Raw genomic sequence first — 22,423 nt, 5'->3', positions numbered from 1 at the left:
AGGGCCGGCCTCAGCGCACGATCAGCCAGTGGTCGAGCACGCCCTGCAGCTGCAATTGCTGGGTGCTGGCCAGTGCGGCAAGGCTTTCGGCAGGGCGGTCGAGGCTGAAGTCGCCGCTCACGCGTCGATGGGCGGCCTGCTCGTCGAGCATCCACAGGCGTTGCCCCTGGTACCCCGCCAGGCGCTCCAACACCTGCCCCAGCGGCATGTCGGTGGCTCGCAGGCGGCCGTTGCGCCAACTGTCGGCGGTCTTCATGTCGGCTTTTTGTACAGGGTCGATCCGTGTGGCATCGAATGTCACCCGTTCGCCGGCAGAGACCAGGCGCTGTTCGCCACCCTGGACCACCATCGCCTTGCCACTGAGCACCACCAGTTCGTTGTGGTCGGCAAAGCGGGCAATTTGCAGGCGGGTACCGAATACCTGGATGCGCGCATCGCCCACGTCCACTTCCATGGCGCGGCCATCGAGCAGTACCTCGAGGTACACCTGGCCTTGTACCAGGTGCAACTGGCGGGTACGCCCGCGCAGGTCGACGTTCATCGCGCTGGCGCTGTCCAGGTGCACGGTCGAGCCGTCGGCCAGGCGCAGGCTGCGGCGTTCGCCAACGTCGGTGTGCATTTCGCTGCCCAGGCGTTGCATCAGCGGCCAGTACAGGTAGGCCAAGGTGCCCATCACCAGTAGAAACACCAGCGCCAGCCATTTGCCCAGGTGGCTGCGGCGCGCCGTTAGCTGCCGGGGTTGCGGGCGAGCCGGTGCGGGTTGCAGCTGTTGCCAGAAGGTTTCCAGCTCAGCGTAAGCCTGGGCGTTTTGCGGCACTTGGCACCAGGCGGCAAACACCTGGCGTTCGCCTTCGTCACACCCGGGCTGACGCAAACGGGAGAACCACTCCAGGGCTTCCTGCTGCGGGTCGGGCTGGAATTGCTTGGCGGGCATCGGGCTCATGGGATCGGTCTGCTCACGATAGGGGCCGTTTCGCCCAACGATGACAGGGGAATGAGTCGAGGATGCTAAATATATTGAGAACCATTTACAAGTACGTCTCGACGGAGGGATAAAAAAGGTAGCTATGTATCTATTTGTTTCCTGATAATCGGATCCCAAATCTGCGGACGGAGATTCAGGCACATGGCCACCAGTAGCACCTCCACGGCTTCCACCAGCGCAGCGGCGAACCCTGCCAACCCCCTGGTGATGCGCATCATCGGTTTCTGCGCCCTGGCGCACCTGATCAATGACCTGATCCAGTCGGTGCTGCCGGCCATCTACCCGATGCTCAAAGCCAACTACGACCTGAGCTTCGCCCAGATCGGCATGATCACCCTGACCTTCCAGATCACTGCCTCGCTGCTGCAGCCTTGGGTGGGCTTCTTTACCGACCGTCGGCCTGCGCCGAACCTGCTGCCGCTGGGCACCTTGTGCACACTGGTGGGCATCGTCATGCTGGCCTTTGTCGGCAGTTTCCCGATGATCCTGCTGGCCTCGGCGCTGGTCGGCATCGGCTCGTCCACCTTCCACCCAGAGACCTCGCGCATTGCACGGTTGGCCTCGGGTGGGCGCTTTGGCCTGGCCCAGTCGACCTTCCAGGTGGGCGGTAACACCGGCTCGGCGCTTGGGCCGCTGTTGGCGGCGGCCATCGTCATCCCGTTCGGGCAGACGCACGTCGCCTGGTTCGGCCTGGCGGGGCTGTTCTTCTTCGCCGTGACCCTGATGCTGCGGGGCTGGTACAAGGAGCACCTGAACCAGGCCAAGGCGCGCAAGGCCGTGCAGGCTACCCATGGCATCTCGCGCAAGCGGGTGATCGCGGCGCTGATCGTGCTGGGCCTGCTGGTGTTCTCGAAGTACTTCTACATGGCCAGCTTCACCAGCTACTTCACTTTCTACCTGATCGAGAAGTTCGACGTTTCGGTGGCCAGCTCGCAATTGCACCTGTTCCTGTTCCTGGGCGCGGTGGCGGCGGGTACGTTCTTTGGCGGGCCGATCGGTGACCGTATCGGGCGCAAGGCGGTGATCTGGTTCTCCATCCTGGGGGTCACCCCCTTCACCCTCGCGCTGCCGTATGCCGACCTGTTCTGGACCACGGTGCTGAGCGTGGTGATCGGCTTCATCCTGGCATCGGCGTTTTCCGCCATTGTGGTGTATGCACAGGAACTGGTGCCGGGCAGCGTGGGCATGATTGCCGGGATCTTCTTCGGTTTGATGTTCGGCTTCGGTGGGATTGGCGCCGCGCTGCTTGGCTATGTCGCGGACCTGCGCGGTATCGAGTATGTGTATGGGGTGTGCTCGTTCCTGCCGTTGTTCGGGTTGTTGGCGGTGTTTTTGCCTAGTACTCGTAAGCGCTGAGGCGTTTGGGGGCTGCTGCGCAGCCCATCGCGACGCAAGGCCGCTCCTACAGGGATTGCGAGCGGCCCTTGGATTGACGATTCCACCTGGCTTGGCCTAGAGTGCCGCCTCTTTTCTCCAACCTGCGTAGTCAAAGCAATGCGCCGTAACCCGTCCCTGCCAAATGCTCGCCAGCCTGCACTGCAGGCACTGCGTCGTGCGTGGCCGAGTGACACGGTGCTCAAGCGTCGGCGCAGCGTGCTGTTTGCCTTCACCTTCTCGCCACACCTTGCCCTGAACTGATCTGCGCTTTTGCGTCGTCCGCCGCCCTGGCGTGCGCGCTCGTGTTTGCTCGTCTTTTCGGTTTGCAAGGAGTGGTAAATGAACATGCGTTTGCTGGCGGGCCTGTTGTTCGCCGTGTCGGTGGTGGGCTTCAGCCTGGGGGCCAGCCTGCCGTTGGTGTCGTTGCGCCTGCATGAGGCCGGCGCAGGCACCCTGGAAATCGGCATCATCTCAGCCATCCCCGCAGCGGGGATGATGCTCTCGGCGTTCATGGTCGACGCCTGCTGCCGCTTGCTGACCCGGCGGACGATCTACCTGCTGTGCTTCAGCCTGTGCACCGTCAGCATCGCCTTGCTGGAGTCGGCCTTCGACTCGATCTGGCTGCTGGCGCTGCTGCGTCTGGGCCTGGGCATCGGCATGGGGGTTGCCATCATTCTGGGCGAGTCCTGGGTCAACGAGCTGTGCCCCGAGCACAATCGCGGCAAGATCATGGCCCTGTACGCCACCAGCTTTACCGGTTTCCAGGTACTCGGCCCGGCGATGCTGGCTGTGCTGGGGGCCAACAGCCCATGGATCACCGGCGTGGTCACCGCCTGCTATGGCCTGGCCCTGCTGTGCATCGTGCTGACGGTGCCCAACGACTATGTGGAACATGAAGAAGGCGAAAAGAGCTTTGGCCTGGCCGGCTTCTTCCGCGTGGCGCCAGCCTTGTGCGTGGCGGTGCTGTTCTTCTCCTTCTTCGATGCCGTGGTGCTGTCGCTGCTGCCGGTATATGCCACCAGCCATGGCTTTGCCGTAGGCGTGGCGGCGCTGATGGTGACGGTGGTGTTTGCCGGCGACATGCTGTTCCAGCTGCCATTGGGCTGGTTGGCCGACCGGGTCGAGCGTACCGGCCTGCACCTGGTGTGCGGCCTGGTGGCGATGCTGATCGGCATCGGCCTGCCGTGGTTGCTGCAGATGACCTGGTTGCTGTGGCCACTGCTGGTGGTGCTGGGCGCTGTGGCGGGGGGCATCTACACCTTGGCACTGGTGCTGATCGGGCAGCGCTTCAAAGGGCAGGACCTGGTCACGGCCAATGCCAGTGTCGGCCTGCTATGGGGAGTGGGTAGCCTGGTCGGGCCGCTGGTCAGCGGCGCGGCGATGGATGTGGCGCCGCACGGGTTGCCGATGGCGCTGGCGCTGATGGCGGGGCTGTTTGTCTGCTTTGCCCGGCAGTCGTACCGGCGGGCAGGGCGGTTGCGCGCAGTGGCGGACTGATCACAGGCTTTTTCAGGCGGCGCCGATGCTCACCCAGTAACGCGTGCGGTAGTCGACCCGCACCGGCAGGCTGCGGGCTAGCAGTTGCAGAATCTGCTCGGTGTCGGCCAGTTGGTAAGTGCCGGAGACCTTGAGGTTTGCCACGTCGTCAGCACAGCGCAGCAGGCCCGGGCGGTAGCGCGAGAGTTCGGCGGTAAATTCCCCCAGCGGCATCTGCTGCACGCTGAGCACGCCGTCGGTCCAGCCCCAAGGGTCGCTGTGCAGGCTGACGGCCTGCAAGTTGCCGTTGGCCTGCACTTGCAGCGTTTCGCCGGCATGCAGCAACCGTGCGTGGGCAGAGGCGGGGAACAACGTCACCTCGCCACCGCGTACTGCCAGCAGCAAGCCCTTGTCGTTTTCGCGTAGCAGCAGTTGCCCGTCGCGGGTGCTCAGGGTGCCAACACGGGTATCGATGCGGAAAGGGCGGTTGTCGTTGGCGTTGCTGTCCAGGCTCACCTCGCCCCGTAGCAGCTCAAGCTGACGTTGCTCGGCGCTGTAGCGCAGGTCGATGGCGCTGTCGGTGTTGAGCTGGATGCGGCTGCCATCGCTGCCGTGCAATTGCCGGCGTTCGCCCGTGGCGGTGCTGCTGTCTGCCAGTAGCTGCGGCAGGCCCAACGGTTCGCGTGCGGCCCAGCCCAGGCTGCCGCCGGCGGCCAGCAGCGCCAGCAGTTTGAGGTGGTCACGGCGGCTGCTGCGCTGGCGTTGGCTGGCGTCGAGGGTGCTGCGGCTCAGGGCCTTGGGCAGCCCGGCCAATTCGTCGCTGAGGTTGCTGACGCGCTGCCAGGCCTTGGGGTTGTGCGGATGGCTGGCCAGCCATTGCTGGAATTGCCGCTCGGTGCGCGGGCTGGGGCTGTCGAAGCGCAGCTTCACCAGCCAGTCGATGGCCTGGTCGACCTGGGCCTGTGCGGGCGCGCCGTCAGAGGTCGACATAACGCAACCGGTAGCAGACACCCAGGGCCTTGGCCAGGTCGCGCTCGATCGTCGCGCGGGCCACATCCAGCTGCACAGCGATCTGCGTGATGCTCAGCCCGTCAATCTGGGCCAGCAGAAAGGCCTGGCGTGTACGCGGCTTCAGCGTGTGCAGGGCGCGGTCGAGGCGCTCCAGGGTATCGAGAATGACCAGCCGGTGTTCTTCGCTGGGCACCTCGGCTTCGGGCAGCAGGGCCAGGCTTTCGTGGTAAGCCCGCTCCAGGGCGCGGCGGCGGAACTGATCGATCATCAGGCCGCGGGCGATGGCGCTCAGGTAGGCGCGGGGCTCCTTTAGCGGCGAAGCCTGGCGGGCGCGCAACAGCCGCACGAAGGTATCCTGGGCCAGGTCGGCGGCATGCTCGTGGCAGCCGACCCGGCTGCGCAGCCAGCCGCTGAGCCAGGCGTGGTGGGACTGATAGAGCAGAGCAACCTCGGTCGGCTTGAGCGTGTCGGTGGTCTGCATCGTAGCGAAGGCCTGATCCGGTGAGCGTGCGTGATTGTGAATAGTTCTCAATTCTATGCGCGGAGCGCGGCGCGGATCAATGGTATGCCAGAAATTAGCCGCGCAAGATCCGGCGTTTCACCGATGAACGGTTGGGCTAAGCTGGGCCTGTCATCGACCTGTTGGAGGCGCAATGATTCTGGCTGACCTTTCGCCCGAAGCTTACCGCGAGGCCAGCCGACACCTGGCCGCATCGGACCCGGACTGGGCACGGCACATTGCCGCGATCGGGCCGTGCCTGCACCAGGCAACGCCCGGGCGCGAGCCTTATGAGGCGCTGGTACGGGCAATTGCCTACCAGCAGTTGCATGCCCGCGCCGCCGAGTCGATTCTGGGAAGGCTGTTGGCGCTGTTCCCCGAGGGCAGTTTTCCCGCCCCGGAGCAATTGCTGGCCGTGACACCTGAGGCGATGCGCGCATGCGGTTTTTCGGCGAGCAAGACGGCCACCGTGCAGGGCATTGCCCAGGCTCGGCTCGAGGGTTTGGTACCCAGCCGCCAGGAGGCGCTGGCCATGGCTGACGAAGCGTTGATCGAACGCCTTGTGGCCCTGCGTGGGGTAGGGCGCTGGACGGTGGAGATGTTGCTGATTTACAGCCTTGAGCGCTCGGACATTCTGCCGGTCGACGACTTCGCGGTACGCGAGGGGTATCGTCGACTGAAGGGGCTGGAGAAAGCACCGACGCCGGCGCAGATGCGCTCGCTGGGCGGTGGCTGGTGCCCGTACCGGACCGTGGCAGCCTGGTACCTGTGGCGGGCCTGATGTTTTTGCATTGGCGGTACAGGCGAGACAGACAAGAGGTAACCCGCGATGAAACCCTACACCACCCCCGAGCAGCGCTGGCAAGCCGTGCAGGCCCGTGACAGCGCCGCCGCCGGCCACTTCGTCTATGCCGTACGCACCACGGGTATCTACTGCCGCCCAGGGTGCAAGTCGCGCATGGCCAAGCGCGAAAACATCGCGTTCTACGACGATACCGCCGCCGCCGAAACCGCCGGCTACCGCGCCTGCAAGCGTTGCGCGGGTGACAGCGGTGCCAGCGCAACCCGGCGCAGCGAGCTGGTGACGCGTGCCTGCCGGCTGATCGAGGGCGCTGCCAGTGGGCCAAACCTGGACCAACTCAGCGCGCAACTGGCAGTCAGCCCCTTTCACCTGCACCGTCTGTTCAAGGCCGAAACCGGCCTCACCCCCAAGGCCTACGCCTCGGCATTTCGCGCCCGACGCCTGCGTGAGCACCTGGAACAGGATCAGCGCTCGGTGACCGATGCCATCTACGACGCCGGCTACAACTCCAACAGCCGGTTCTACGAAAGTGCCGGGCAGCGCCTGGGCATGCGGCCCAAGGCCTACCGTGCCGGCGGGGCAGGGGCAACCATTCGTTTTGCGCTGGGCCAGTGTTCGCTGGGGTCGATCCTCGTGGCCCAGAGCGAGAAGGGTATCTGCGCGATTCTGCTGGGCGATGACCCCGAGCCACTGTTGCAGGCCTTGCAGGACCAGTTCCCCAACGCTCGGCTGATCGGCGGTGATAGCCATTACGAGCGGGTGGTCGCCGAGGTGGTGGGCTTTGTGGAAGCCCCCGCGCTGGGCCTTGCGCTGCCGTTGGATATCCAAGGCACGGCATTTCAGGAGCGGGTCTGGCAGGCCTTGCGTGAGGTACCTGCCGGCTGTCGGGTCAGCTACACCGACATCGCCGAGCGTATCGGCGCACCCAGGGCGGTCCGCGCCGTGGCCATGGCCTGCGCGGCCAACCGCATTGCCGTGGCCATTCCTTGCCATCGGGTGGTACGTCGCGACGGCGACATCAGCGGCTATCGCTGGGGTGTGGAGCGCAAGCAGCAACTGCTCAAGCGAGAAACGGCACTCTCCTGATCGCGTGAAGCCGCGTAGAATCCCCCGCCAAATCGAAATGCATAGAGGATTGTTCGATGAGGCGTGTCAGCCTTGCCCGTTATTGCCTAGGCGTATTGGCCCTGATGCTGGCGTTGGCCACTCCGGCCTGGTCCGCTCCGGCCCCGCCAGCCTCCAGCCTGGCGGCTGCCGAGTTGCCGGTGCTCGATGAGAACGCGAGCCTTGAACAGTTGAGTGATCGACTCGACCTGATCCGCCAGGGCGTGACCAGCAGCGCCAATGACGATGTGCTTTCGCAACTGCGCCAGGCTGCCATACAGGTTCAGCGGCAGGCCGATGCCCTTGGTGCGCTGCGTACTGCCGACGTGCAAGGCCTGGACGACAAGCTCAAGGTGCTGGGCCCGCAGCAGCCGGATGAACCTGCCAGCATCACCCTTCAGCGCAAGGACCTCGAAGCCCAGAAAAAGACCGTGCTGGCCGAGCAGGAGCAGGCCACCAAGCTGACCCAGTCGGCCCGGGACCTGTCCACGCAGATCGTCAACCTGCGCCGCAGCCAGTTCAACTCGCAGGTCACCAGCCGCGCCACCAGCCCGCTGACCCCCGCGTTCTGGCAGTCGCTGATCCGCCCCACCGATGAAGACGTGGCACGCCTGCGCGACCTGCGTGGCGAGGCGGCCGATGCCGTGGCCAGCGCGTTCAGTGCAGAACATCGCTGGTTTTTCCTCAGCAGCCTGGTGGCGGCCATCCTGGTGTGGACGCTGGTTCGTCGGCTGCTTGAACGCCTGCTGGCAGATGCGATGATCCGCTGGCTGCCCGAAGGCCGCCTGCGCCGCAGCGCCTTGGCCCTGAGCGTCAGCCTGGCGACGCTGGGCACCATCGCCGGTTCCGTGTCGCTGCTGCGCTGGGGCCTGGAAAGCAGCGCCGAGCTGGGCACGGATATCGCCAGCCTGGCTAACCACATCCTTACTCTGGTGGTGTTCAGCGCCTTCATTTCAGGCCTGGGCCGCGCCATGTTGATGCTGCAGCGCCCGTCCTGGCGCCTGCCGCCGATCCACGATGAGGTGGCCAGCGCCCTGGGCTGGTTCCCTAAACTGCTGGCCCTGGCGTTGATGGTGCTGCTGACCCAGGAGCGCATTAACAGCGTGATCGGTACCAGCCTGGCGCTGACCGTGGCGACCAACGGCCTGACTGCGCTGGTGGTGGCGGTGATTTTCTCGGTGGCCTTGCTGCGCTACCGCCGCACCTTGCGCAAGCATGAGCTGGAACGCCCGACTGGCCTGGCGGGGCTGATCCCCTTCGTCATCGTGGTATGGGTGGGGCTGATCGTACTGGCCCTGTTGGCCGGTTTCCTGACCCTGGCGTACTTCCTTACGGCCAAGTTGCTGTGGATCAGCGTGGTGGCGACCTGTGCCTACCTGCTGACCACCTTCCTCGGTGACCTGTGCGAAACCCTGCTGTCGCCCCGCCAACCGGGCGGCCTGGCCCTGGCATCGACATTGGGCCTGGCTCCGCGCCATCAGGCCCAGGCCAGCACCATTTTGGCTGGCATCGGCCGTACCGTGCTGCTGTTCCTGGCGGTACTGCTGGCCTTCACGCCTTCGGGCACCAGCCCCGGTGAGTTGCTGCTCAGCCTGGGGGATTGGGATGGCACCGGTGGCAAGATGCTCGGCAACTTGAACATCGTGCCGCAAGATATCCTGCTGGCCGTGGCGATGTTCTTCGGCGGCATGTTCGGCATCCGTGTGCTCAAGCGCTGGTTGAGCGAGCGCCTGCTGCCGGAAACCGACATGGACGCCGGCATGCGTGCCTCGCTGGTGACCCTGGTGGGGTACCTGGGCTTCCTGTTCCTGGCCATGCTGGTGATGTCGACCCTGCGTATCAACCTGACCAGCCTGACCTGGGTGGTGAGTGCGTTGTCAGTGGGTATCGGTTTTGGTCTGCAGCAGATCGTGCAGAACTTCATCTCGGGTCTGATTCTGCTTACCGAGCGCCCGGTAAAGGTGGGCGACTGGGTCAGCCTGGCCGGTGTCGAGGGTGACATCCGCCGCATCAACGTGCGCGCCACCGAGATACAGATGTCTGACCGCTCGACAGTGATCGTGCCCAACTCGCAGTTCATTTCACAGAACGTGCGCAACGTGACCATGGGCAATGCCCTTGGGGTGGTCAGCGTGACCCTGACTTTGCCACTGGAAACCGATGCCAACCGCGTGCGCGACCTGCTGCTGGCGGCGTATCACGAGCATGAGGCGATACTGGATGCACCCGCGAGTTCGGTGTCGTTCAAAGACCTGACGAGCAGCGGCATGGTGATTGCGGTCAGTGGTTACGTGGCCGGGCCGCGGCAGGTGTCCGGCACCCGCAGTGACCTGCTGTTCACCATTCTTGGGCGGTTGCGTGATGAGGGGATCCCCTTGTCTTCGCCGCAGAGCATGGTGTTGCTGCAGGAAGGTTCGCGCCCGGCCGACGAGCCGGCGTGAGTATTGGGGGGCGCCCAGCGCCCCCCGCTTCAATGCTGCTTGGCCTGCCTGATCCGCAGCAATATCACCAGCAGCACCAGCAACACCGGCGGCGCCATCGCCATCAGCGCATCCTTCGCCGTCAGCTCCAGCCCCAGCACATTCAACCCGCCATACAGCAGCTTGAACAGGTTCAGCAGGTAATAGGTGATGGCGATGATCGACAGCCCCTCCACCGCCCGCTGGATCTTCACCTGGGCATCGGCCCGGGCATTGAGGCTGTGCAGAATCCCGGCATTCTGTTCTTCCATCTCCACCTGTACCCGCGCCTGCAGCAGGTCACCCAGGTTGGCGACGTTCTTCGCCAGCTGTTCCAGCCGTTGCTCGGTCGCCGCGCAGTAGCGCACCGTTGGTTTGAAACGGCGCTCGATGAACACCCCAAGGCGTTGGCAATCGCCCACATGGCTCTCGCGCAATTCGCCCAGGCGCTCGAACACCAGCTGCGCATAAGCTTGCGTGGCGCCGAACCGATGGCGGGTTTTCACGGTGCGGCTGACCACCTGCCGCGACAGGTGGGCGATGGCGTCGAGCAGGCCTTTGGAGTCGCGTCCATCGCCCCCGGCACTGCGTTCGGAAAGGCTCACCAGGGTTTTGTCGAAGGCGTCCAGTTCCTGGCTCAGCGCCTTGGCCGTGGTCAGGGTCAGCGAGGCCATCATGCGGTAGGTCTCGATCTCCAGCAGGCGCCGGATCATGCGGCCCTGGCGGTAGGCATTGAGGCGGCGGTTGATGAACACGAAGCGGTTGGTGCCGTCGGCGGTCAGGCGAAAGTCGCTCCACACCACCGCATCGCCACCGCCGACGCAGGAGCCGCACGGGTCCTTGAAGCCGTAATCGGGCAGGTTCAGGTCCTGCTCGTCGCGCACCAGCACTTGCACCGCGTTGATCAGTTGCGCCGCCTGGGGCGCGATGGCGTCGGCCAGCACCGCTGGCAGCGGTTGCCATTGGGTGTCGGCGGCCGAGCAAGGCACTACCAGGGTCAGGGTGAAGAACTCGGTATGGCGCTCCCACTTGAACGGGTGGCCATCGAGCTGGGTAATGCCTTGCGCAGCGCCGGCATCTGCAGCCTGTGGGCAGCAGCGCTGCAATAGCGCGGTACAGGCGGCATCGCCGCCCAGCAGGGCGAGGTGGAAGACATGCGCAGGGCCATCGAAATACAGCGACGGGCGGGCGTGCAACTCGTTGTGCAAGGCGGTGCGTTGAGGGTGCATGGTGGTCCGGCCTGGTGTTGTGATTGTGGGGGTACCAGGGAGTGGGACTTGGCGGGGGGAGGGGAAAGTCACGCGCGGGAGATTTCTATTGGTTGTGCTGGCCTCTTCGCCGGCAAGCCAGCTCGCACAGGTTGGCGCACCATTCGAGTGCTGGCGCTATCCCTGTAGGCGTTGGCTTGCCGACGAAAGGGCCGCAATGCGGCCCCAGCGATATCAGCCCAGGCAGCGCGTCACATGCTTCACCGACAGATACCCCGACAACCCCCAAGGCCCGAGCTCTCGCCCAATGCCGCTGCCCTTGGTGCCGCCCCACGACGTTTCGACGAACACCGCCTGCACCGAGTTGATCCACACATGGCCAACTTCCAGGGCATCGGCCACCCGCTCTGCGCGTTCCAGGTCCGCTGAACAAACGGTGGCGACCAGGCCGAAGCGGCTGTCGTTGGCTTCGGCAATTGCCTGCGCTTCGGTGGCGAAGCGGCGTGCGCACAGCACCGGGCCAAAAATTTCTTCGGTCCACAGGCGGCTGTCTGCCGGCACGTCCACATACAACGTCGGGCTGACAAACCAGCCGTCACGGTCCAGCGCCTCGCCACCGGCCAGGCACTGCAGGCCCTCTTCGCGTGCAGTGGCAAAGTAGCTGGCAACCTTCAGCCACTGCGCCTGGCTGGTCAGTGGCCCCATGTCCACTTCTTCGCTCAACGGGTTGCCCACCCGCAGGTTGTCCAGTGCAGCCTGCAAACGCGGCAGCAGTGCATCGGCAATGCCGTCCTGCACCAGCAAGCGCGAGGTGGCCGAGCACATTTGCCCGGCGTTCCAGCTGATGCCGGCGACAATCCATTCCACCGCCTGCTCGACATCGCAATCATCGAACACCACGATCGCCGACTTGCCGCCCAGCTCCAGGGTCACCGGCCGGCACTGCGCCGAAGCGCTGCGCATCACCTGGCTACCGACGCTGTTGCTGCCGGTGAACGACAACTTGTCCAGGCCATTGTGGCCACTCAGCGCTGCGCCGGTTTCGGCCTTGCCGTTGACGATGTTCAGCACACCTGCGGGCAGGCCCAGGGTATCGGCGATCTGGCCGTAAGTCTGCTCGATCAGCGGGGTAACCTCCGAGGGCTTGAGCACCACGGTGCAGCCTGCGGCCAAGGCCGGGGCAAGCTTCCAGGCGCTGGTCACCAGCGGGAAGTTCCACGGCACGATCAGGCCGACCACGCCAACCGGCTCCAGACGGGTGCGGGCGGTGAAGCCAGGCGCGGCCAGGGGTACGTCGCAGTTTTTCTGCGGCAACTGCTCAGCCAGGTCGGCGTAGTAATTGAACGTGGCAATCGCGTCGTCCAGGTCGATTTCGGCCTCATGGCGCGGCTTGCCGTTGTTGCGCATCTGCAGGGTGATCAACGCTTCGCGGCGTTGCCCGAGCTGCTCGGCAAAGCCGCGCAGGTACGCAGCACGCTGGCTGGCGTTGGTCTGCTTCCAGGCGGGCAGAGCTTCGCGGGCGGCAGCCACGGCTTGGTCGACCTGGGCGACGCTGGCGGCCATCAATTCGGCAAAGGGCAGGCCCAGGGCAGGGTCATTGACGCTGATGCAGTCGCTGCCTTGGCCTTCGACCCAGCGGCCGGCGATGTAGTGAGAAGTGGTCATGGGCAGACTCCAGTCAGGCTATTTCGGCAGTGATTAGCGGCGCATGCGGGGTGCTTTTGCAGCGCACCCAGCGCGGGCCATCAGGCCCATACACGCCAGCAGGTTCAGGGAACAGGTTGAGCAGCACGAGGTAAAGCACCCCGGCCAGCCCCAGGGTTACCGGCAGGCTCAGGTCGATGCCGCCGGCCAGGTCGCCCAGCGGGCCGACGAACTGCCCCGGCAGGTTGACGAAGCACAGGCCGACCGCCGCGCTGGGGATCCACGCCCCCATGCCGCGCCAGTTCCAGCCGTGCGTGAACCAGTAATGGCCGCCGCGCTGGCCACGGGTGAACACCTGCAGGTCATCGGCATGGTAGAAGCCGCGGCGGGTGATCAGGCCGAGGATCATGATCACCATCCAGGGGCTGGTGCAGGTGATGATCAGCACGGCGAAGGTCGACACGCTCTGCACCAGGTTGAAGGTGAAGCGGCCAATGAAGATGAAACCGATCGCCAGCACGCCGATCAGCAAGGTGGCGCCGGCACGGCTGAGCAGGCGTGGGAACACGCTGGACATGTCCAGGCCGGTGCCATACAGCGCAGTGGTGCCGGTGGACATGCCGCCGATCACCGCGATCAGGCACACCGGCAGGAAGAACCAGTTAGGCGAGACCGCCAGCAGGCCGCCGACGTAGTTGTTGGCCGCGATGTAGTCCGGTGCCTGGCTGGCGACCAGGGTGGCGGTGCACAGGCCGAACAGGAAGGGGATCAGCGTCGCGGCCTGGGCGGCGATCACGGCCAGCATGATGCGCGGCTTGGGGGTTGCCCGCGGGATGTAGCGCGACCAGTCGCCGAGGAAGGCACCGAACGAGACCGGGTTGCTCATGGCCAGGATCGCCGCGCCGACGAAGGCGGCCCAGAAACCCGCCTGGCCGAGATTGACGCTGCCGGCGTAGCCCGCATCGAACGGAGCGGCGAAGGCGACGATGCCTAGCAGAAACAGCAGGCTCGACGCCCACACGGCAATCTTGTTGACCCACAGCATGAAGCGGAAGCCGAAGATGCACACCACCAGTACCAGCACCGCGAACAGGCCATAGGCCAGGCCCAGGGTCAAGTCGGTTTCCGGCAAGCCGGCCAAGCGCTTGGCACCGCCGACCAGGGCATCGCCCGAGCTCCACACCGACAGCGAGAAGAACGCCACGGCGGTGAGCAACGACAGGAACGAGCCGACGATACGCCCGTGCACGCCGAAGTGCGCGCCCGAAGACACCGCGTTGTTGGTGCCGTTGAGCGCACCGAACAGGCCCATGGGGGCGAGGATGATGGCGCCGATGCCGACCCCGAGCAAAATTGCCCAGACCCCGGCCTGGAACGACAGCCCGAACAGCACCGGGAAGCTGCCCAGCACGGCAGTGGCAAAGGTATTGGCACCGCCGAAGATCAGGCGGAACAGGTCTAGCGGCGCGGCGTGGCGTTGATCGTCGGGGATCTGTTCGACACCGTTGGTCTCGATACCGGTCGATTGGCTCATGGTGATGCTCCAGCGCGGTTGTTGTCGGCCGGCGCGGTGCGCGGGCCTTATTGTGGGTGCGATGGCAGAGCGGCAAGGCCGCAAAAGAAGGTTCAGGCGGTGGTGACGACCGACAGGTGCTCATGGCAGGCCAGCCAGCGTTCGCCGTGGCGGCGGAACACGATGGTCTCGCGTTCAGCCAGCTGGTGTTCGTCACCGGCGATACGGATATGCGTGGCCACATCGTGCATGAAGATCGCCACGTCGCCTTGCAGGCTCACCTGGGCATTGCCCGATTCACACGCCAGCACGGCGAAGCCTTCGGCCTGCCACTGGGCCCAGAGGTCTTCATAGTCGCGGCGCGACAACAGCGGCTGGGCCAAGGTGTGGAAGAGGAAGGTGGCGTCTTCGCTGAAGCAGGCGAAGTAGCGAGCGGTGTCGTTGCTGGCAAAGGCATCGACGAGGTCGGCGGCGGCCTGCCGTACCTGGAGTGTCTGGTCCACGGGAGTGGCCTCACGGTTTTTGTGATTGTGGTGAGCGATTCTGGTGGCGGTGGGCGAGGGGAAAAATCGCTGGGGGCAAATAATCAGTTCAGGAAATTGTGAAGTGAGCGGTGGGGGCTCGCCTTGGCTGTTTTGGCGCCTATGAGATCGAGCGCCGCGTGGGCGGCGCTCGATCTCAAGAACGGACCCGACTGACGGTTACCGCAGTCGCTCATCCTTGCCTACGCTGATACTCCCTATCCGCTGATGCAAGGAGCTCCACCATGGCCTTCCAATACACGCGTCTGGACAAGAACAACGTCGCAGTCCTGCTGGTCGATCACCAGACCGGCCTGCTTTCGCTGGTACGGGATATCGACCCGGACCGTTTCAAGAACAACGTTCTGGCCCTGTCGGACCTGGCCAAGTACTTCAAGCTGCCGACCATCCTCACCACCAGCTTCGAAACCGGCCCCAATGGCCCGCTGGTCCCCGAGCTCAAAGAGCAGTTCCCCGACGCCCCCTACATTGCCCGCCCCGGTAACATCAACGCCTGGGACAACGAAGACTTCGTCAAGGCCGTCAAGGCCACGGGCAAGAAGCAACTGCTGATCGCTGGTGTGGTGACCGAAGTGTGCGTGGCGTTCCCGGCACTGTCGGCCCTTGAGGAGGGCTTCGAGGTCTTCGTCGTCACCGACGCCTCTGGCACCTTCAACGAGTTGACCCGCGATTCGGCATGGCGCCGCATGGAGGCCGCCGGGGCGCAACTGATGACCTGGTTCGGTGTGGCCTGCGAGCTGCACCGCGACTGGCGCAACGACGTTGAAGGGCTGGGGACGTTGTTCGCCAACCACATTCCCGACTACCGCAACCTGATGACCAGTTACAACAAGCTGGCCAAATAACCCGGCCATTGTCCGCCCTCTCCAAAGGGGGGCGGTGCTGTGGTAGCAAGCGAAGCGGCAAACCCCCGTGGATCGACCATACTGAACCTTCATTCGCCGCCGGGAGCGCCCCATGTCGAAGTCAGCCAGGAAGAAGACCCCACAGGCACAGCCGGAAAAGTTGGGCGGCAAGGCCTACGAGAAGGCACTCAAGCAACTTCACGTCGAGTTGGTGAAGCTGCAGGAATGGGTCGTGGCCAAGGGCCTGAAGGTGTGCATCGTCTTTGAAGGCCGGGACGGCGCGGGCAAGGGTGGGACCATCAAGGCCCTCACCGAGCGTGTCAGCCCGCGAGTGTTCCGTGTGGTGGCGCTGCCGGCACCTACCGAGCGGGAAAAGTCGCAGATGTACGTGCAACGCTACCTGGGCCATCTGCCCGCTGCGGGCGAAGTGGTGATCTTCGATCGCAGTTGGTACAACCGCGCCGGCGTCGAGCGGGTGATGGGCTTTTGCAGCGATGAACAAGCCGACAAGTTCCTCATGGTGGTGCCGCTGTTCGAGAAGATGATGGTCGAGTCGGGGATCATCCTGATCAAGTACTGGCTGGAAGTGAGCGCCGAAGAGCAGACCCGCCGCCTGCAGGACCGCATCAGCGATGGGCGCAAGCTGTGGAAGCTGTCACCCATGGACCTGAAGTCGTATAGCCGCTGGGATGATTACACCAAGGCGCGCGACGCGATGTTCGCCGCCTCGGATTCCTCCTGGGCACCCTGGTTCATGGCCCATTCCAACGACAAGCGGCGGGCGCGGCTGAACATCATCAGCCACCTGCTCACTCGCATTCCCTACAAGGACATCACCCGCGACCAGGTCGTGAAGTTGCCCAAGCGCGGCAAGGTCGGCAAGTACAAGGCGGTGGCCTACCCGTTCAAGGTGGTTGAAGAGCGCTTCTGACCCCCTCCTTGCGGGGAGCCTAAAGGATGAAATCCTATGCCACATGACGGCAGCCTGCTGCAGGCGACGGTGGTGTTCCTGCTGGCCGTGGTGCTTCTGGTGCCACTGGCGCAACGTTTGAAACTGGGGGCAGTGCCTGGCTATCTGCTGGCCGGCATCCTGATCGGCCCCTCGGTGCTCGGCTTGCTGGGCAACCCGGACAACGTCGCCCGCCTGTCGGAGATGGGCGTGGTGATGCTGCTGTTCGTGATCGGCCTTGAGCTCTCGCCCCGCCGCCTGTGGACCATGCGCCGCGCCCTTTTCGGCATCGGCTCGCTGCAGGTCGGGCTGACCGCCGCCGCACTTGGCCTGCTCGCCTATGGGGTATTTGGCCAGTCGAAGCCGGCGGCCATCGTGCTGGGGCTGGGGCTTGCGCTGTCATCAACGGCGTTCGGCTTGCAGGTGCTCGCCGAGCGCAAGGACCTGGGCAAGCCCCACGGCCGACTGGCTGTGGCGATTCTGCTATTCCAGGACATCGCCGCCATCCCCCTGATTGCCGTAGTGCCCTTGCTTGGCGGTGATGTCAGCCATGCAGATGAAGGCAACTGGCCGCTGCTGGCCGTGGCGCTCGGCATCGGCGTGATCATTATCGGCGGCCGCTACTTGATGACCCCGATTTTCAAATGGACAGTCGGCTCCGGGTTGCCGGAGCTGTCCACGGCTACTGCGTTGCTGGTGGTGTTGGGCACCGCCTGGGTGATGGAGCATGTAGGCATATCGATGGCCCTTGGCGCATTCCTGGCCGGCGTATTGATGGCCGAGTCGCCGTTTCGCCACGAACTGGAAACCCAGATCGAGCCGCTCAAAGGGTTGCTGCTCGGGCTGTTCTTTGTCGGCGTGGGCATGAGCGCAGACTTGCGCCTGTTGTTCGGCATGCCCTTGGCCGTGCTTGGGCTCACGCTGCTGCTGGTGGGCATCAAGCTGCCACTGTTGGTTGCCCTGGGCCGCAGGGCCGGCGGGTTGAACCGCGCCCAGGCGCTGTGCCTGGGCGTGGTGCTGGCGTCGGGCGGCGAGTTTGCTTTCGTGGTGTTCAAACTGGCGCGTGAGCACCAGGTATTGGAGCAGCAGGTTCACGACCTGCTGGTGCTGGCCATCACCTTGTCGATGGCCGTGGTACCGCTGGTGATGATGGGCCTGACACGGCAGTTGAGCGACGCTGAGGCGTCCCCGCCTGAGCGTCAAACCGACCACTGAACTGCACCCGTTGGCAAAATGAATGTGCGGAGGTGAAGCATGCAGCCGAGTTTCAAGCTGGACAGTGCCCTGTCGCGGGGCCTGCTCGATGTATTGATCAAGGCAGGCCTGGTGGCTGCCCTGGTGATCTTCGCCTTCCAGGTGTTTCAGCCCTTTCTGGAATTGATGCTGTGGGCGGTGATCCTGGCGGTGACCCTGTACCCGCTGCACCAGCGCATCAAACGCGGCACGGGGCTCAAGGACGGCTATGCGGCAACGCTGGTGGTGCTTTTGGTGCTGGTGGTGTTGCTGGTGCCGATCTACCTGGTGGTGGTGTCGATCAGCGAGTCGGTGGACGGCTTGGTGACACTGCTCAAAAGCGGTGCCTGGAGCGTGCCGACGCCTTCGGAGTCGGTGGCCACCTGGCCGCTGATCGGGCCGCGCGTGTATACCTTGTGGCTGGCGGCTTCCGAGAGCTTGAGCGGGGTGCTCAACAGTGTGATGCCGCAGCTCAAGGATGCCGGGCGTGTATTGTTGGGCGCCGCTGCCAGTGCCGGGGGTGCATTCTTGATGTTCATCGCGGCGATCATCATCTCGGGGGTGATCATGGCCTTCGGCGAGCGCGGCGAAGTGGCGGCGCAGCGCATTGCCATTCGGGTTTCAGGTGAGTCGCGCGGCAAGCCCATTGCAAGGCTGTGCACCGCCACCATTCGCGCCGTCGCCCAGGGTGTGATCGGCATCGCCTTCATCCAGATGCTGCTGATAGGCGTAGGTTTTGTGGTCAAGGGTGTGCCGGGCGCGGGGATCCTGGCAATCGCCATCCTTATGCTGGGCATCGCCCAGGCGCCGGCCACGCTGATCACGCTACCGGTCATCGCCTATGTATTCCATGCCGAAGGCTTCACCGTCGCGACCATCGTGTTTGCCATCTACACCTTCGTCGCCGGCCTTGCCGACAACGTGCTCAAGCCGCTGTTGCTGGGGCGCGGCGTGGATGTGCCGATGCCGGTGGTGCTGATCGGTGCGCTGGGCGGCATGGTGGTCAAAGGCATCATTGGCCTGTTCATCGGCCCGGTGATTCTGGGCGTGACCTATGTGCTGTTCTGGCAGTGGGTGGCGTTGCAGGTGCCGGAAGACCCTGCCGAACCGTCGGCTTGAGCCGGGGCCTGGCATGCCCGGACCTCGCTGGCGCCGCGCACTGGGCCTGGTGGCTTTGCTGGCAGGCTGTACGCAGGTCGGTCCGGACTACCCGCCGGCGCAATCGCCCTGGCTGGACACCTGGAGCACCCCGCTGCTGGAGCAGGCCAGCCGTAGCGCCGCGGCGCCGGATTTTCGCCAGTGGTGGGCGGTGTTCGCCGACCCGTCACTGGATGCCCTGATCGCCCAAGCCGATGCGCACAACACCAACCTGCGCGTGGCTGGGCTGCGCGTCGCCGAGGCACGTGCGCAACTGGCCATCGTGCAGACCGGGCGTTATCCACAACTGCAGCAGTTGCGCGCGCAAAGCCTCTACCTCAAGCAGGACCAGTCCGGTACCGCCAACGCTCGTGATTCGGTGTTCTGGCAGTCCAGCGTGGGCTTCGACATTGGTTGGGAGATCGACTTCTGGGGGCGCTTCAGCCGTGCCATCGAGGCGGCCGATGCCCTGTACTTTGCCTCCGAGGCCAACTACGCCGATGCCATGCTGTTGTTGCGTGCACAGGTGGCCGACACCTATTTTGCCTTGCGTACCGCCGAGGCGCGGCTGGCCATTTCCGAGGAAAACGCCAAGCGCCAGGCGCGCAGCCTGGAGATCACCGAGCGGTTGTTCCGCCATGGCGAGCATGATGAGCTCGACTGGCAGCAGGCACGCACCCAGTACCTGGCGACGCAGGCGACCATCCCCGAGTTCGAAAACCAACTCAATGCCCTGCGCAACGTGTTGTGTTCGCTGCTTGGGCGGCCACCGGGGCCGCTGCCGGAGTTGCAACCTCGTTACGGGCAGTTACCACTGCCAGACCGGGCACTGTTGCAAGACGTTCCCGCCCGTTTGTTGCTGCGACGCCCGGACATCCGTGCCGCCGAGCAGGCCGTCGCGGCGCAGTCGGCGCTGGTGGGCGTGGCCGAAGCGGACCTTTATCCACAGCTGAGCCTGCTGGGCAGCATCGGCTGGAGCTTCGTGACGGCCAGCCACCTGCCCGACAGTTTCGACCTCGCCGCTGGCCCAGGCCTGATCTGGAACCCGTTCGACTATGGCCGGCGCAAGAACGCCGTGCGCGTGGAGGATGCCCGCTTGCAGCAACTGATCGAGCTGTATCAGCAGGGCGTGCGCGAAGCCGCCCGCGAGGCCGACGATGCAGCCAGCGGCCTGGTGCGCTCGTTGCAGAGCGCGGGTATTCGCGACCAGGCCTCGCAAGCCGCGCAGCGCTCGCTGAGCCTGGCCACCTCACAATACCGCGAAGGCTTTGCCGACTTCCAGCGGGTGCTCGATGCCCAGCAACTGCTGCTGCAGCAACAAGACGGTTACCTGGTCAGCCGCGGCAATGCCGTCAGCAGCGTGGTGACCTTGTACAAGGCCCTGGGCGGCGGTTGGCAGCCAGGCCGTGCAGCGGTCGACCCGGCCACGCGTCGACAGATGCAGCAACGCACCGATTGGGGAGACCTGCTGGACGCGCCAGCCCCTACCGCACAGCAACCCGGTGAACCGAAATGAGCGACGCCCCGCAAACACCGCCCCCGCAAGCGCCTGATCGTGGCATGCGCTGGGTATTGCTGCTGATTGCCATAAGCCTGCTCTGGTACTTGCTGGCAGACCGTTTCACGCCTTACACCCAGCAGGCCCGCCTGCAAGCCTATGTGGTGCCGGTGAGCGCCGAGGTGGCTGGCCCGGTGAAGCGTGTGGCCGTGGGCAACAATCAGGAGGTACGCCAAGGCGCGGTGCTGTTCGAGCTGGACCCGGCGCAATACCGCATTGCGCTGGCTCGCGCCGAGGCCGACCTTGATACCGTGCGCAGGCAGATCGGCGCCAACACCGCCGGCATCGATTCGGCCAAGGCGGCGTTGCTGGCGGCCCAGGCCAACGAGCGCAAGGCGCGCCAGGATGCCGAGCGGCTCAAGCGGCTGATCGAGGAAGACCCAGGCACGGTGTCGGTGCGCCGCCTGGAAGGGGCCCAGGCCACGCGCGACCAAGCCATCAGCCAGGTGGCGGCGGCCCGTGCCGAAGTCGAGCGGGCACGTGAACAGCAGGGCGGTTCACAGGCAGACAACGCCCAGTTGCGCAGCGCTGCGGCGAATGTTGAAAAGGCCCGCCTGGATCTGGCCCGCACCGTGGTGCGCGCCGATGCCAACGGTTTGATCACTGACCTGCGCACAGACGTTGGCCATTATGTGGCGGCCGGCAGCCCGATGATGACCCTGATCGCGATCCATGACGTGTGGATCAGCGCCGACATGACCGAAAACAACCTCGGCCGCCTGCGCTCCGGCACAGCGGTGCTGGTGGTGCTCGATGCACTGCCGGGGGTCGTGCTGAAGGGGCGCATACGCAGCATTGGGTATGGCGTCAGCGTGGGGCAGGGCAGCCCGCCGGGTACCCTGCCGAGCGTGCAGAACAGCCGCGAGTGGCTGCGCTCGGCGCAGCGTTTTCCGGTGATCGTCGAGCTGGACCGTGACCAGCTGGAGGACAAGACCGGGTTGCGGGTCGGCGGCCAGGCCGAAGTCATGGCGCTGCCCAGCGAGGGCAACCCGCTGAACGTGCTGGGCCGCGTGTTCATGTGGCTGATGAGCTGGCTGTCGTATGCCTATTGAGTGGCGGCGCCTGCGGGCGCTACGCCTGGCCTGGGGCGTGGCGCTGTGCCTGGCGGTCAGCTTCGGCATCGGCCTGCCCGTGCCGATCCTGGCCCCGGTGTTTGCGGTGCTGCTGTTAGCCACCCGCAGCCAGCCGCTGCCGTTGCGCGCGGCACCGGCGTTGGCGGTGCTGGTGCTGCTCAGTTGTGGCAGCGGCTTGTTGCTGATTCCACTGCTGCGCCATGCCCCGGTGAGTGGGGTGCTGTTGGTCGGCGTTGGGGTGTTTCTGGTGCTGCGTTACGCGCTCAAGGGCGGCAATGGCCTGGTGGCGAACTTGCTGGTGATCGGCCTGACCATGATCGCCGCAGCCGGCACCCATGATTTCACCTTGGCGCTGTCGGTGGTCGAGGCGTTAGCCAAAGGCATGCTGTTGGCGGCGCTGGGCACGGCGCTGGCGCATGTACTGTTTCCCGAACCTGTCGATGCCCCCGCGCAACCGTCCCCGCCACCGCTCCCCAGCGCGCGTGCCAGTTGGGTTGCGCTGCGTGCCACGCTGATCGTCATGCCGGCGTTCTTGCTGGCGCTGATTGCCCCGGATGCATTCATGCCGCTGATCATGAAGTCGGTGAGCCTGGGCCAGCAGGCCGGCGAAACCCATGCCCGCAATGCCAGCCGAGAGCTGATTGGTTCGACCCTGCTAGCCGGGCTGCTGGCGATCCTGCTGTGGAGTGCCTTGAGCCTGTTCGTGCACCTGTGGATGTTTTTTCTGTGGGTGTTGCTGTTCACCCTCTGGCAGGCCCGGCGGCTCTACCGGGCGGTGGCGACGCGGCACGGCCCTGCTTACTGGGTCAGTTGCCTGACCACGATGCTGATTCTGCTGGGGCAGTCGGTGCAAGACAGCGCGGCAGGGCAGGACGTGTACCGGGCCTTTGCGGTGCGCATGGCGCTGTTCTTGGCTGTCTCGGTGTATGCCAGCGTCTTGCTGATCTGGATCGACAGGCGCAGGGCGCGGCAGTGGGTGCACTGAGGGGGATAGGGGCGAACGGGACA

Annotated in this window: 20 protein-coding genes; 13 read left to right on the top strand and 7 right to left on the bottom strand. The window is 65.0% G+C overall.

Translation table 11 applies throughout. The features are described from left to right. Positions 1-10 precede the first annotated feature (10 nt). On the bottom strand, positions 11-934 hold the full coding sequence (locus PC358_RS17225) for a FecR family protein (RefSeq protein WP_033701359.1): 924 nt from the start codon (positions 932-934) through the stop codon (positions 11-13). Between the two features lie 192 nt (positions 935-1,126). Between PC358_RS17225 and PC358_RS17220 the strand changes: the two genes are divergently transcribed. The 3 genes from PC358_RS17220 (at position 1,127) to PC358_RS17215 (ending at position 3,859) form a co-directional block, all read left to right on the top strand. Beyond that, positions 1,127-2,341, top strand: a complete 1,215-nt coding sequence (locus PC358_RS17220; RefSeq protein ID WP_033701358.1) for an MFS transporter — start codon at positions 1,127-1,129, stop codon at positions 2,339-2,341. A 138-nt stretch (positions 2,342-2,479) separates the two neighbouring features. After that, positions 2,480-2,623, top strand: a complete 144-nt coding sequence (locus PC358_RS27930; RefSeq protein ID WP_167334465.1) for a hypothetical protein — start codon at positions 2,480-2,482, stop codon at positions 2,621-2,623. A 78-nt stretch (positions 2,624-2,701) separates the two neighbouring features. Next, positions 2,702-3,859 carry an MFS transporter gene (locus PC358_RS17215; RefSeq protein WP_033701357.1) on the top strand — a complete coding sequence of 386 codons (1,158 nt, stop codon included), beginning with the start codon at positions 2,702-2,704 and terminating at the stop codon, positions 3,857-3,859. Positions 3,860-3,871: 12 nt separating this feature from the next. On the opposite strand, the gene PC358_RS17210 is transcribed toward PC358_RS17215, so the two are convergent. Together PC358_RS17210 and PC358_RS17205 are read right to left on the bottom strand one after the other, a co-directional pair. Beyond that, positions 3,872-4,828 carry a FecR domain-containing protein gene (locus PC358_RS17210; RefSeq protein WP_033701355.1) on the bottom strand — a complete coding sequence of 319 codons (957 nt, stop codon included), beginning with the start codon at positions 4,826-4,828 and terminating at the stop codon, positions 3,872-3,874. Beyond that, positions 4,815-5,330, bottom strand: coding sequence for a sigma-70 family RNA polymerase sigma factor (locus tag PC358_RS17205; protein ID WP_033701354.1), 516 nt, complete (start codon positions 5,328-5,330; stop codon positions 4,815-4,817). The genes PC358_RS17210 and PC358_RS17205 overlap by 14 nt, the downstream gene beginning before the upstream one ends. A gap of 172 nt (positions 5,331-5,502) precedes the next feature. Between PC358_RS17205 and PC358_RS17200 the strand changes: the two genes are divergently transcribed. The 3 genes from PC358_RS17200 to PC358_RS17190 are packed head-to-tail and all read left to right on the top strand — an operon-like array spanning position 5,503 to position 9,695. Continuing rightward, the gene (locus PC358_RS17200; protein ID WP_033701352.1) at positions 5,503-6,129 is read left to right on the top strand and encodes a DNA-3-methyladenine glycosylase family protein; all 627 of its coding nucleotides are present in this window, start codon (positions 5,503-5,505) and stop codon (positions 6,127-6,129) included. A gap of 48 nt (positions 6,130-6,177) precedes the next feature. After that, positions 6,178-7,236, top strand: coding sequence for a bifunctional DNA-binding transcriptional regulator/O6-methylguanine-DNA methyltransferase Ada (gene ada, locus PC358_RS17195; protein ID WP_033701351.1), 1,059 nt, complete (start codon positions 6,178-6,180; stop codon positions 7,234-7,236). Between the two features lie 56 nt (positions 7,237-7,292). Continuing rightward, positions 7,293-9,695: a DUF3772 domain-containing protein gene (locus PC358_RS17190; RefSeq protein ID WP_033701350.1), complete on the top strand. Its 2,403-nt coding sequence runs from the start codon at positions 7,293-7,295 to the stop codon at positions 9,693-9,695. Positions 9,696-9,724: 29 nt separating this feature from the next. On the opposite strand, the gene PC358_RS17185 is transcribed toward PC358_RS17190, so the two are convergent. From PC358_RS17185 to PC358_RS17170, 4 genes are all read right to left on the bottom strand, one after another. Beyond that, a complete protein-coding gene (locus tag PC358_RS17185; protein WP_033701349.1) occupies positions 9,725-10,942 on the bottom strand; it encodes a DUF3422 domain-containing protein in 1,218 nt (405 codons plus the stop codon). A 213-nt stretch (positions 10,943-11,155) separates the two neighbouring features. Continuing rightward, complete coding sequence (locus PC358_RS17180; RefSeq protein WP_033701347.1) at positions 11,156-12,586, bottom strand: aldehyde dehydrogenase family protein; 1,431 nt, start codon at positions 12,584-12,586, stop codon at positions 11,156-11,158. A 13-nt stretch (positions 12,587-12,599) separates the two neighbouring features. Then, positions 12,600-14,099: a purine-cytosine permease family protein gene (locus tag PC358_RS17175; RefSeq protein WP_033701346.1), complete on the bottom strand. Its 1,500-nt coding sequence runs from the start codon at positions 14,097-14,099 to the stop codon at positions 12,600-12,602. A gap of 92 nt (positions 14,100-14,191) precedes the next feature. Beyond that, a complete protein-coding gene (locus PC358_RS17170) occupies positions 14,192-14,581 on the bottom strand; it encodes a YybH family protein (protein ID WP_033701345.1) in 390 nt (129 codons plus the stop codon). A gap of 263 nt (positions 14,582-14,844) precedes the next feature. Here PC358_RS17170 and ycaC point away from each other — a divergent pair, with 263 nt between their 5' ends. The 7 genes from ycaC (at position 14,845) to PC358_RS17135 (ending at position 22,400) form a co-directional block, all read left to right on the top strand. Then, a complete protein-coding gene (gene ycaC, locus PC358_RS17165; protein ID WP_033701343.1) occupies positions 14,845-15,465 on the top strand; it encodes an isochorismate family cysteine hydrolase YcaC in 621 nt (206 codons plus the stop codon). 112 nt (positions 15,466-15,577) lie between these two features. Next, on the top strand, positions 15,578-16,396 hold the full coding sequence (ppk2, locus tag PC358_RS17160) for a polyphosphate kinase 2 (protein WP_033701341.1): 819 nt from the start codon (positions 15,578-15,580) through the stop codon (positions 16,394-16,396). A gap of 36 nt (positions 16,397-16,432) precedes the next feature. After that, on the top strand, positions 16,433-17,629 hold the full coding sequence (locus tag PC358_RS17155) for a monovalent cation:proton antiporter-2 (CPA2) family protein (RefSeq protein ID WP_033701340.1): 1,197 nt from the start codon (positions 16,433-16,435) through the stop codon (positions 17,627-17,629). Positions 17,630-17,668: 39 nt separating this feature from the next. After that, complete coding sequence (locus PC358_RS17150; protein ID WP_033701339.1) at positions 17,669-18,766, top strand: AI-2E family transporter; 1,098 nt, start codon at positions 17,669-17,671, stop codon at positions 18,764-18,766. Positions 18,767-18,779: 13 nt separating this feature from the next. Continuing rightward, positions 18,780-20,300 (top strand): efflux transporter outer membrane subunit, encoded by a 1,521-nt coding sequence (locus PC358_RS17145; RefSeq protein WP_033701337.1) that lies wholly within the window; start codon positions 18,780-18,782, stop codon positions 20,298-20,300. Next, a complete protein-coding gene (locus tag PC358_RS17140) occupies positions 20,297-21,394 on the top strand; it encodes an HlyD family secretion protein (protein WP_033701336.1) in 1,098 nt (365 codons plus the stop codon). The genes PC358_RS17145 and PC358_RS17140 overlap by 4 nt, the downstream gene beginning before the upstream one ends. Beyond that, positions 21,384-22,400 (top strand): DUF2955 domain-containing protein, encoded by a 1,017-nt coding sequence (locus PC358_RS17135; RefSeq protein ID WP_033701335.1) that lies wholly within the window; start codon positions 21,384-21,386, stop codon positions 22,398-22,400. Before PC358_RS17140 ends, PC358_RS17135 begins: the two co-directional genes overlap by 11 nt. Positions 22,401-22,423: the final 23 nt, after the last annotated feature.

This window comes from Pseudomonas capeferrum (assembly GCF_000731675.1).
GTDB classification, from domain to species: Bacteria; Pseudomonadota; Gammaproteobacteria; order Pseudomonadales; family Pseudomonadaceae; genus Aquipseudomonas; species Aquipseudomonas capeferrum.
Note: the sequence above shows the minus strand (reverse complement) of the source record. Positions and strands in the feature narration are given on the sequence as shown.